Here is a 12838-nt window from a genome sequence, read left to right on the forward strand (position 1 = left end):
CTCAATCGATTGCAGGATGTATTCAATTATCTTTTTTGTTTATTCAGTATACCAGAAACTAAAGCTATTTTATCTCTATAAACTCAGGTTCGTACGGTGCAATGGTAAAATTGCCGGTATAACTTTTATCGAACAGAATACTCTGCGATTTCCCATTCATTGGTATTTCTTTAGGTTCTCCGGTCACGTTCAGGTATAAAAAATGGTTCTTATCAATTTGCCTTGCCATAACGCCCGTAGGAACCTGCGGGCCCTTTTTAATCCCCAGTTCATCTATCAGTTTATCAAGCAATGGGCCCAATACATCGCCGCCTGCAGGCAAGCCTACATAAATTGCCCTGCCTTTGCCGTATTTGTTAGAAGTAATGATCGGGTAATCTTTATCTAAGCTGGTTATGCTTCCAAGAATTTCGGCACCTTTGGATTCCACAACGTCAAATCGTGTTGATTCTGTTCCAACAGTTTTCCCTATGTAATTTAGTTCAATTTTTTTGCCTCTCAACGATGTGCGCGATACTTCATTCATCGGCTCTGTTTCTTCATAACCGGCTACCCGTATTCCAAATACATCGCTTAAACGCCCCGGATGAGTAGATGCAAATACTCTCCCCGTTTCGTCAACCACGGCAGAATTACTTGTCATTACCACTGTCCCGCCATTTTTTACAAAATCCCTTATTTTATTGGCGGTGGTTTCATCCATTACTGTTACACCGGGCACAAAAAGTAATTTATACTTTAATAGGCTTTTACTGATCTCAACAACATTGGCATCCATATTACGATTATAAAACAGATTCCAGCAACTCTGTAACTGTTGGTCCTGCGCCTCGGGGAACGAGCTGCTGGCTATCTGACTTGGGAATGAAAATGCTAAGCCAACTTCCGGGCTGGCCTTGTAAGGAAAGTATTTTTCGATCTTTTTAAACTCTGTTGCTATCTTTTTGTATTCGTCATATTTGCGGTTGGGAATTCCGTCCCAGTCAAGCATCCCTTCCAGGTATTGTTCTTCGCCCGACCACATACTTTGCCAGGTCCATCCGCAAACCACCTGATTGCCGTACATCAGCGTGGCATAGGCCGATTTCCTGATCGAATTAGGAACTGCGGTCATTGTAGTAAATTCACTGCACCAGAAGGGGTTTGTACTTTCAAACTGAATACGGGAAATTCCGAACAAGGCATTCATCACCCCCCAATTGGTAGTTAAAGAATTCCCCGGATAAAAGCCCGCCCCTCCCCGTGACATCTTGCCTGAATAAGCAATCTGCGAATAGTCAAAATACTTCAACGCACTGTAATACCAGGCATTGGTATTAGTTAGCGCATTGGGTGCATTGGCATTAACCTTGTCGAGTACCTTAAATAAGATCTGGTTAACTTCGTCAGATATAAAGCGCCTGAAATCCAATATTTTCTCCGGGGAGCCATTTTTTTCACCGGTTACAGGTAGCCCTACTTCATCAAAATCGTTAATCCTTCTTGACCAGCGTTGCGTAGCCCAGGCCTTGTTAAAATTGTCAATGGTAGCATACTTCTTCATTAACCACACCACGAACCTCTTTCTTACCGTTTCTGAGTATGAAATAGGGCCGTCGCCAGATTCGTTATCGACACCAAAAGCTAATAGGGCCGGATGTTTAGCATAGTGTTTTGTAAGTGTATCCGCATAACGCACAGCGTATTTTTGATACATCGGATCACCTACATCTTCCATATACCGATGGTTAGGGTATTGCGCATTGCCCGCTGGGCTGGTAACATCAATTGAGGGATATTTATGGTGCAACCAAATAGGTGCCGGACGAATAGCGATGTCAAGGACCACCTTAATCCCTGCTTTATTCATCATGTCCATCACAAAATCAAACCATTGAAAATCAAACTTACCTTCAGAGGGCTCATAACTGTCCCAGGCCAGGTGGCCCATCCTAACCACCTTGAATCCGGCAGCCTTCATCAATCCAATGTCCTTTTTTATTTTTTCCTGGTCTTTATCATCGTGTGGATGATAGTTGGTGCCCACATATAATTCCTGAGCTTTAATCGACAAGGTAGCAAGCAACAGCGTTGAAATTATCAAAAGCTGTTTGATTTGTATCTTCATTTATTTAACTGATATTTTTACCGTTTTTGAAATATTACGTGATGAATTACCTAAAGCAGAATAAATTCCTTTGTTATTTGTAGAGCAGGCCCTAGCAAATCCAGGCAGAAAGGCACATCGCAGTCAATAGTTGGTTCTCCACTTAATTTATTATAAGGAATTGATAATTGGTGAGTCAAATTTAGCTTAAAGAATGCCCTAATGTTTGATTTAAAGGGACTTTCTTTTATACAAAACCGACATTTGTTTATTAATTGGAAATTGCTTCTGAGTATGACAGTATCCAGATTGATGTTTATTTAACGGATATTTTTACTGTTTTTAAAATATTGCGTGATGAATTACCCAATTGAAGAACAAATTCGCCGGCTTCAACATTCCAAGCTTTTTTTGTTTCATCGTAAAAAGCTAAATCGCCAACTTTTACATCCAGTTCAACTGTTTTCGTTTCGCCTGGTTGCAGAAAAACTTTTTCGAAAGCCTTGAGTTCCTTTTCCGAACGCAACACCGAACTAACAGGATCGCTTACATACAATTGCACAACCTCGGCACCATAACGGCTGCCTGTATTTTTAACCGCTAATTTTGCATGGATGATATCATTCTTTTCATAGATCTTCTTGTCTGTCGACAAATTACTAAGTACAAAACCAGTGTATGAAAGCCCGTATCCAAAAGGAAACTGGGGCTGGATTTTCTTAGTATCAAACCAGCGATATCCCACCAAAATATCCTCCTCGTAATTTACCTTCAAATCTTTTCCAGGAAAATTGCCCAATGCATGTGCCGGCGACTGATCAAGCGTAACAGGTAATGTAAAAGGTAATTTGCCTGATGGATTCACCTTGCCGCTTAATATATCTGCCACCGCATTGCCCGCCTCCATGCCGCCATACCACGACCATAAAATAGCAGGTACACGGTTAACAATGCCTGCTAATTTTACAGGCGAACCGGCAATCATTACCACAACTGTGTTAGGGTTTGCTTTTGCCACTTCCTGCATTAAAACTTCCTGCCCGTAAGGCAAATCCATATTTTGCTTGTCAAAAGATTCCGTATCAAAGTCATGGTTTAACCCTCCGAAAACAATAACCACGTCTGATTCCCTGGCAACTTTTACAGCTTCCTGAATCAGTTTCCAATCAACATTGTTCGAATTTCCCTGGCCCCCGTTGCTGCCTTCTTTGAATGTAGATTGCTTCTCGTAGCCCTGCGCAAAATTTATTTTTACGTTGGCGCCGAACTTTTGCTTGATTGCCTGTAACGGAGTTATTTCATATAACGCTTTTATTTCGGAGCTAAGCCCCGCCCCGCAATGTTTCCGGGTAGCATTATCACCAATAATCGCAATCGATTGTATTTTGTTAAAATTGATAGGGAGAATACCGCCCTTGTTCTGAAGTAACACCGCCGCTTCGGCAGCAGAATTATAGGCTGCCTTTTGATGCTCCGGTGTATTCATTTTTCCCTTTTCACGGTTACCCTCATCAAACATCTTTGTTTTGAACATTACACGCAGCACATTAGCTACTTTTTCATCAACTACCGATACGGGTACTTTTCCTTCTTCTACCGCTTTTATTAACGGATTGGCAAAATACCATTCGTTATAATCTTTTATATCGGTACCCATTTCCAGGTCGAGCCCGCTTAACGCAGCTTTTACCGTAGTATGCGCCGCGGCCCAATCGGTCATTAAAATACCTTTAAATCCAAATTCTTTCCGAAGAATTTGCCTGTTGAGATACTCGTTTTCCGAACACCAGTCGCCCCTGAATTTATTGTAAGCAGCCATAACGGTATAAGAGCCGCCCTCGGTGACGGCTGCTTTGAAACCCGGCAAATAAATTTCGCGAAAAGCCCTTTCGCTTACTTGCACATCAACAGAATCGCGATGTGTTTCCTGGTTGTTGGCTACCCAGTGTTTTACGCTCACCGCAACATCTTTGGACTGCAGCGCTTTGATGTAAGCTACGGCCATCCTCGAAATAAGAAAAGGATCTTCGCTCATGTATTCGAAGTTACGGCCACCAAGTGGCGAACGGATAATATTAATACCAGGCCCAAGCAGCACATCTTTTTTTCGAAAACGGGCTTCTTCACCTAATACAAGTCCCTGTTTTGAGGCCAGTTGGGGGTTCCAGGTTGCAGCAAGGGCTGTTCCCGGAGGAAAGCAGGTTGCCGAATCAGTCGTCCAACCCGAATAAGCCCAGTCGTTCCTGTTAATTTCGGCGCGTACGCCGTGCGGGCCATCACTCAGCGCTAATTCGGGGATACCTAACCTTTTAATACCTGATACATAAAACTTGGAATTGGCGTGCAACAGGCTTACCTTTTCCAGCAATGTCATCTGGCTGATGAGGGAACGGATTTTTTGTTCGTGATTGTTATTACTCAAACTTTGCTGTGCCTTTGTTACTCCTACCATCAGCAACATAAAAGAAAGCATAAAGCAGTATCTTTTTACCACTATTTTAAATATCATTACATTCATGGGTTAAGATTTTTTAATAAAGTTTACCAGGATAACATCATTTTCCCGGATATCAAGCTCTTGGGAATACACAGAATTAGGCTTGATTTCAATTTGCCGTTTTGCGACAGGAGAGCCATTTTCTTCTTTTAACTTTTCAACCTGTTGCTTGTTTAACTGTCCAGGCCTGCCCATATCCACATAGCGTGTATATGCATCGTTCATCCTATAACCTACTTTATAAATTTCCATAGTATATTTCCCGGCAGGTATATGCGACAGATTTATTTTCACCTTGCCTTTTGATTTGGCGGGCAAATCCTTGATATAGTAAGACTGGTTATTGACAGAATCCGGTAAAGTATAAGTATAATCCCACAATAATGCCTGTATATCCCCTTTATCGTTTTTGCAAACCCATGAGCGGATGTCGGTATTGGCTAACTCCGTTCCTCCAAGTTTATTCATAAACTTATAGGAATAAAAAGCCGGTTTGTTTATGCCTTGAATGTTGAGTAAACCAAAACCTCCATGAAAAGGTGTAAACCGTGGGCCTGGTTCTTCAAACACATCCGTAAAAACCCAGTACGACATGGAGTTGGCCGCATTGCCAGCCTGTTTTAATTTTTCCAGGATATAGGCGGCTTCATGATAACTATCATGCACGGGATCTGCCGGTGTGTACGATGCGCTCCATTCTGTATAGTGCAGTTCCAGGCCGGGTTTCGCTGATTGAGAGATTTGTTTACGGGAGTTGAGCACGTCGCCGCTTACGGCCATCGGGTCTTTACTTAATACGGTACCCGAATTGCCATATTCATCTAAAAAGCCCTGGTTTACGCCATAAGAATGGGTACTGACAAAGTCAATCGGGATATTATTTTTGCTGCAATGACTGATCATCTCGGGAACCCAGCCTGCGCCGGCCGTGGCCGGGCCGCCCACTTTGTATCCGGGATTTACACTTTTAACTGCCTTTGCGGTATAATCGTACAGTTTGAAATAGTCATCCTGCGTCCCGGTCCAGAATCCCGGTGATAAATTGGGCTCGTTCCATACTTCAAAGTACCACGACTTTACTTCTTCGGCTCCGTACCGTTCTGTAAAATGCTGAACAAGGTTGGTAATGAGCGCCTGCCATTTGTTATAATCTTTTGGAGGGGTAACATTGCCACGCCACCAAAAAATTGTCTGGCTTCCACTTGCCAGGGCATTTGGCATAAAACCCAGTTCTACAAAAGGCTTCATCCCAATTTTATGGAGAAAATCAAACAGGACATCTACATACATATAATTATACTGCGGGTTCCCTTTTGAGTCTTCGGTATACACGGCCATATCATCGGTAAGTAAGCCATGCATGCGGATATACCGGAAACCACATTGTTTTCTTACGTATTCCAGTTGTTGCTGCCAGTCGGCACGTAGCCCTTCATTTGCCCGGCCTGCACCTACACAGGTATTAAACATGGTATTAAGCTTACCCGATGTCTTGTTTAAATCTACATTAATCGCTCTTTGCCCTTTTACATTTGCCAGAAAAGCGAATTGAGAAACCACCAGTACCCAAATTATTTTTTTCATCTGTTTTGTTAATTCTTATTAAAATTATTCTGTCCACACGAGCACGCCCGATGGTTTTAATGTTTTTTCCCCAATTAAGACTTTTGCATTCTCCGGCAAGTTTACCGTGTAATTTTCTGATGAGTAATTTAATGCCGTATAAAAACCATCGCGCCAATAAACAAATACACCGGCAGGATAATCCTCCGTTGTAGCGCCGGCATCTTTATAAATCTGCCTCAACAAATCCTTTTCTAATTTAGCATCATCGGCATCTACACCGATATAGGTTACATCGCCTTTGCCAATCCGGTGTTTTACTACAGCAGCTTTTCCTTTATAGAACTGGTTATTATAGGTGGCCAGCACCCCCGCAGTATCAGTCGGCACAAGCAAATCCGCCCAACTATGCCACGGATAATGATTGGAATTCATCAATATATCGCCTTTACCATATGACGAAAGCATATCGGTTTGGCTTATATGGGCGCCAATCAGGTTTGAAATTGGTAAGGCAGTCTCCCCTTCCCAAAAATGCCCTCTGCGATCTTTGGTACCTGTACGGCAGGTAATAACCAGATGGCCGCCTTTTGCTACATAGTCATTCCATTTTTTCACCAATGCAGAATCAATCATTTCATAGGCGGGAACGATTACACACTTATACTTCGACAAATCTGCCGTTTCCTGAATTACATCAACAGGTGCACCTAATGATCTTGCCGTTTTAAGGAATTTTACCGGGTAATCCCAGGTATTCCATTGTCCTGTCTGCTTTTGCCTGTCAATGCTCCAATAATTTTCAACGTTCCACAAAAGCGCTGTTGACCGTGCGGCCAGCTTTGCGGGCATTTTAGTGCCTGGCGTAAATTGCTTCCTCAGTTCTGTTATTTCTTTCATGAACTGCATATAGTCTTTACCCCCCTGCGAGGGTGTTACACCATCCGTTTGTATCACACCGGCATGATATTGCTCTGCACCGTACAAGATTTGACGAAAGCGGTACGAACAGGCAATCTTTCCACCAGCCACAAAACTATGGTATAACCATAGCCTAACGGTACCCGGCAAAAGCAGGGGGTTGTAGCTTCCCCAATTAACAGGCCCTGGCTGAATTTCCAAAACCCCCGACACGCCACCTACAGATTTGTAATATTCTGAAGCAAAAAGAACAACATCACTGTTGCCTAAGCGAAACCCTGATTCGCCAATGTTGTCAGATCCTCCGTTTGGATATGCCGTATATGTTGCGAAATCCAGTTTCGTAGTACGGTTAGGGTCGGAACCCGTACAAACGGCAGTATAGTTGGTGGTAATAAATTGCGCCTTTGAAACGTTGCCGCGTAAAACTTCTGCCTGAAAATCAAGGAACTCAGCCTGGGCATCTGCCGAATATCTTTTAAAATCCAGTAATGCGTGAGGATTATTGCCCCACCAGCCTACCAGGTTCGTATTCGGGATGATTACCTGGTCAAAACTATTGAACCACTGGCTCCAGAATGCGGCACCCCAGGCGGTATTTAATGCATCAATAGTTTTGTATTTCTTTTTCAGCCACGCCCTGAATGCTTCCTGTGATGAGGGACTATAGTCGGCAACAGCCCCGGGTTCATTATCTATTTGCCACCCAATCACATTTTTGTTCTGCCCGTATCGTTTTGCCATTTCCGCTACTATACTTTTCACGAAGCCGCGAAATTTTGGATTGACCATTGACTCTAATCCCCGCGTACCATTCTCTGCACGGATATAGTGGCCATCCATAACAAACGTCTCCGGGTAGTTTATCCGCATCCAGGTTGGGGTGGTCGCGGAAGGCGTGCACAACAACACCTTGAGATGATATTTTGTGCAAAGCCCCACCACCCTGTCAAGCCAGGTAAAATCAAACCGGCCTTCTTCGGGCTCCATTTTGAACCAGGCAAATTCAGCCAGGTGAACAAACTCAAATCCCATGTCTGATATCTTTTTAATATCCCTTTCCCATTGGGCTTCACTCCAATGTTCGGGGTAATAATAGATACCGGTTGTTACCAAATCTTTTTCCGGGAAAAACCGACTGGCTTCCTGTGCTTTTAGCGCAGCCGAAGGGATTAAGATCCCTAACATAATTGTAGTTATTAATTTTCTCATCAAAAAGGTCCCGGGCTTTTCTATAGAAGCTATTTTAAGTTGTTTCACCATAAATTTCATTCAGCATTATCAATAATGTCATTTGTTATAGATGCAGGTGATATTGACTCTGCAATTATTCGAATGTAATTTGCACCTTTTCTGTGTAATATTTTAGTTAGCTCCCGCATTAAGCGCTACAATTGTACGTTGATCTTTTACGGAATAATTTTGCCTGTCCAAAGCACCACCTGTGTCCCAGAAAAATGGCAGCATCCCGTTAGCTTTAGCTTGTTTAGTAATATAAGTTAGCCAATAATCCACTGCATCGTTATGCGTTGCCAAATCTAAAGGGATATGTTTGCTGTTGTTACGCCTATAGGCACCATACTCGCCCAATAAAACGGGAATCCCTTTGTCGGCGAACTTCGCCTTCATTTTGTGGAAAGTTGCATTCACATCATTTTCTTCACCCCATGTGGCATTGTGGTTGGGTTCTATTGCAGAGTGGTGCCCGGCCCCCCAATAATAGAACATTTTGCCCCAGTTGGCATCGCCGTCCATCAGGCAAAGTTGATACGGCGAGTAGTAATGAACCTCCACCATCATCCGCGCTGCCACCTGGTCCAGTGGCAGGTTAGTCATCAAGTCGTTTGTTTTGTCGATATCCGTTGAAGGGCCCTGAACTACCAGCACCCTGTAACTGTTCCTGCCACCGGTGGATCGAACCGCATTAACAAAGGTTTGATGATAGCTGGCGAGCGTCGCCATCTTTTCCGCATTGTCTGCATTCGGCTCATTGGCACTGGCAAACATCAGGTGTTCATCAAAATCGCGCATAGCTGTTGCAATTTGCTCCCAAAGCGCTTTTTGTTTCGCGTTAACAGACTCTTTTTTAACAGTAGTACAATTGTTTTCGAGCCACCCCTCGTCCCAATGTATATTGAGTAAAACATACATATCGTTTTCCACACAATATCCTATTACTTCTTTAACCCTGTTAAGCCAATTTGTATCTATACGCGCTTTGTCTTTATCAGCTAAATGCGTCAAATTCCAGGCGCATGGCAGGCGGATAGCGTTAAACCCCTGCTGTTTTACAAATTTTATATAGTCTTCTGTAATGATAGGACTCCCCCAGCCTGTTTCACCGCCGGGTGCTTCAAAAGTATTGCCGATGTTCCACCCTAACCTGATTTTAGCGGCGAGCTGAACGGCATTGCTTTTCATTCCTGCTGAATCGGGGGCCTTTGGCGAGGTGTTATAAGAAGGATAAATAGCAGGCCGCGGGAAACTCGCATTCCTATTGTAAGCATTCGCGCTTTTTAATGAAGAAAAAGACGCGAGCATTATTATAGGTATTATTATTTTAAAAGAGTACTTAATTTTCATTTTCTCCTAATCTTTACCTAAAAGATCATCTGAACAGAATACTATTCAGATGATCTTATTTACCACCTACAATAGGTGAATTTAACTAAAGGTTTTATTTCAATTGTTGGTTGCTTAAAACCCTGCACCTTTTTTTAGCGAATCTAATGCCTGCCGGTCTCCTATATATGCGGGCTGTGGTGTACTGGTATTTGGCCGTTGAAATATACCGCTGGCCCATAAAAACGGCAGCACACCATGTGCTTTGGCTTGCTTTGTGAGATAAGCATAGTAATGCCAACCCGATCTTAATGCCAATATCGAATCAGCCGGGTATCCTTTTAATTTATCAGCGTGATATTGCACGTCAAATTCTCCCATAACTACCGGGATACCCTTATCGACAAATTTTGTTTTAACGTCTTTAAATGCGTTATCCATATAAGCTTCTTCTGTTGAAGCTACGCAGTTTCGATCAAGGAAGAGTGGGTTTGTTGTATGAAAGTCTTTTCCCCAGAAATACAATTCTTTTCCCCAGCTTGCATCGCCACTTAATATGCAAAATTGCGACGGGCTATAATAGTGAAACTCTACCATCATTTTATTAGGGGTAGGGTCGGTAGGTAGTGTCGGTGTTTTATACGCATTAGCCGGATCAAGATAAGAAGTAAGCAAATCAAGTGACGTAGAAGGCGACTGTATAACTATAGTACGATAAGTATTTTTACCACCGGTACTGCGCACTGCATCAACAAATGATTGGTGATAACGCATTAAGGTAACGGTTGTGGGTACATCACTCGCATTGGGTTCATTAGCACTGGCAAATATCAAATGCTCGTCAAAATCACGCATCGCTGTGGCTATTTGCTGCCAAATTGCTTTATGCTTGGCATTAACAGTATCCTGTTTAGCACCTGTAACTGTGCAGTCGATATAACCTTCGTGGTGGGTATTAAGTATCGCATACATATTGTCGTTAATGCAATATTGAACAACTTCTTTTACGCGGGCGAGCCAGAGTGGGTCTATTTCCTGAGTTTGGTTATTTATTATGTGGTTACTCCAGGTGCAAGGAATCCTTATGGAATTCATACCAGTTGATTTTACCAGATCAATCAGTTGCTGGGTAACTTTAGGGTTTCCCCATCCGGTTTCCCACCCGGGCGCATCCAAAGTGTTATAAATATTCCATCCCATTGTCATCTTTGCGGCGAGCTGCGAAGCGGTGCTGCCCATGCCTGTTACATCGGGTGCCTTGGCCGACGTGTTATATGATGGATAAATTATGGAATTTTGCATTATGGTAATTCGCCTGCTTTGACCATTAGATGAACTCAGATTTAATAGCACCGACCGGGTACTGCCTGATGAATTTGATGCAGCCGTTAATTTAATGGTCACATCCCCGTTACTACCCGATGCTTTGTCTAAATGCAGCCACCTTATACCGGTAGTATCAATGCTCCATGCGGCGTTAGTGGTAAATTTCAATTCTACAGTTCCACCGCCGTCGGGTATTGCATCTGTCAGATTGGAAAGCGTTAGTTGTGCGGCCGGCGTTGCCGATTTTTTACAGGAAACCACCACTAAAATGGCAAAGAAAACTCCCAGAATTTTATACGCCGTCTCTATTTTCAATATCTTCATTTTCGTTTTTTATTTAATTTTTACAATACGGATATTATCAAATGCGCCATAAAAGCCTGTAGCAGTTTTCGCTGCGTCATAATTATGCACATATATGTTGGCGGCGGTATTTCCTGTTGGGCCAAGCAAATCGGTAATTTTATTTATGGAAGCTCCCATGCCCTCACCAAGTGTTGGATCACTTGCACGGAACGACGTTAACGGAATGGTTAAAGTAATCCAGCCCTTTGTTTTGTATGCGGTTCCGGTCTTCCATGGTTCCCATCTGTATACATATCCACCACCTGCATCTGTTGTAATATCAAGTGCACCACCGTTCCAGCCTTTTGCAACACTTATTTCTAATTTTATGGCCCAGTTGCCTGGTGCGTCATTAAGGTTAGCCACCGGCACCCATTGATTACTTGATAAGCGGGTTCCGGAACCGCCATACCATGCCCCATCACCGCTATTCAAAATACCAGTATTCAAAAAGATAAATATGGAATTGTTTGTACCCAATACACCATCAAAGTCGGTGGTGTGGGTAAGCCAGCCGAATGGATCATTTGAGGCTTTATTAATACCACCGCTACCCGCTGCCCACCAGCCATTCATACCATTAAAACTCCATCCGCCTTCCATGTTCTCGATAACACCGTTTTGTAGGTATGTTGGCGTATAAACCTTGTAAATAGTAGTACCCGTGCCAAACTTTGTAGTAACAGATACAGGTCCGCTTTGCGATGTTGCAGGCGCAACAAAAGCGACAGACTTTAAATCAGCCGATGTTTTAAAGGAATTAATCGCAGCACCGGCATAACTTAGCGATTGAATATTCTTCAAATAGGTACCGTAAACATAAACTGAATCGCCAGGGCTGGCATTTTCGTTAGAAATACGTGTAATCGTTGGTGTGGCCTTAATCGTATCCACGGCTGTACCGGACTTAGTGGTTATCACTATTTGGGTAGTGGGCGTTGCCGCCGGCATAAGAAAACCCAGAGAGCTTCCGTCAGAAACTGATTTGAACGATGAAATCTTGGTTCCGCCATATATAAACTGTTGAACCAAAACTAAATTTGTACCATACACATAAACCGAATCGCCTGGGTTGGCAAATACATTGGATATAGCACTTATAGTTGGCATCAAAGGACCCAATTTAAACCAAAACGTTGTTGACCCTCCAGGTGTTTTATAAACCAGACTATAGAGCTTAGTAGTATCAACCTTGGTATAATCGATGATTGGCAATTTTACCACAGCGTTATTCGGCGAAATAAAGGCAGCGTTAATGGAAGCAGGAACTCCATCAAAATCAATTTCTGTCGCATTTTTTAAATTATTCCCAACTATCGCCACATATACGCCGCCATTTGAATATATGGCACCGCTGGTTTTAGGATCACCGTTACTGATTTCAACATCGTTAGGTGAGGCAAGATAAAGTCTTACGCTTTTGACAACAGGGGCAGCGCCGCTGGCGTCAGCATTCTTTTTACAAGCTGGTGATAAAGCCACAATCATGAATAAAAGCGGCAAAAAACACAAGCTTAGGTATGATTTCTTTTTCATAA

General features: G+C 42.9%; 7 protein-coding genes. All 7 read right to left on the reverse strand.

Going from position 1 to position 12838, the window contains the following annotated elements:
* Positions 1–64: 64 nt before the first annotated feature.
* Entirely contained in the window at positions 65–2107 is a 2043-nt protein-coding gene (locus PQ469_RS16665; RefSeq protein WP_274208694.1) for a beta-galactosidase, read from the reverse strand.
* 295 nt (positions 2108–2402) lie between these two features.
* Positions 2403–4604 (reverse strand): glycoside hydrolase family 3 C-terminal domain-containing protein, encoded by a 2202-nt coding sequence (locus PQ469_RS16670; protein ID WP_274208695.1) that lies wholly within the window; start codon positions 4602–4604, stop codon positions 2403–2405.
* Positions 4605–4607: 3 nt separating this feature from the next.
* A complete protein-coding gene (locus tag PQ469_RS16675) occupies positions 4608–6167 on the reverse strand; it encodes a GH39 family glycosyl hydrolase (RefSeq protein ID WP_274208696.1) in 1560 nt (519 codons plus the stop codon).
* A gap of 24 nt (positions 6168–6191) precedes the next feature.
* A complete protein-coding gene (locus tag PQ469_RS16680; protein ID WP_274208697.1) occupies positions 6192–8255 on the reverse strand; it encodes a beta-galactosidase in 2064 nt (687 codons plus the stop codon).
* 177 nt (positions 8256–8432) lie between these two features.
* On the reverse strand, positions 8433–9608 hold the full coding sequence (locus PQ469_RS16685; protein WP_274208698.1) for a glycoside hydrolase family 5 protein: 1176 nt from the start codon (positions 9606–9608) through the stop codon (positions 8433–8435).
* 156 nt (positions 9609–9764) lie between these two features.
* Positions 9765–11279, reverse strand: a complete 1515-nt coding sequence (locus PQ469_RS16690) for a cellulase family glycosylhydrolase (protein ID WP_274208699.1) — start codon at positions 11277–11279, stop codon at positions 9765–9767.
* Between the two features lie 9 nt (positions 11280–11288).
* Entirely contained in the window at positions 11289–12836 is a 1548-nt protein-coding gene (locus tag PQ469_RS16695) for a glycan-binding surface protein (RefSeq protein WP_274208700.1), read from the reverse strand.
* Positions 12837–12838: the final 2 nt, after the last annotated feature.

Source organism: Mucilaginibacter sp. KACC 22773, assembly GCF_028736215.1.
GTDB lineage: Bacteria > Bacteroidota > Bacteroidia > Sphingobacteriales > Sphingobacteriaceae > Mucilaginibacter.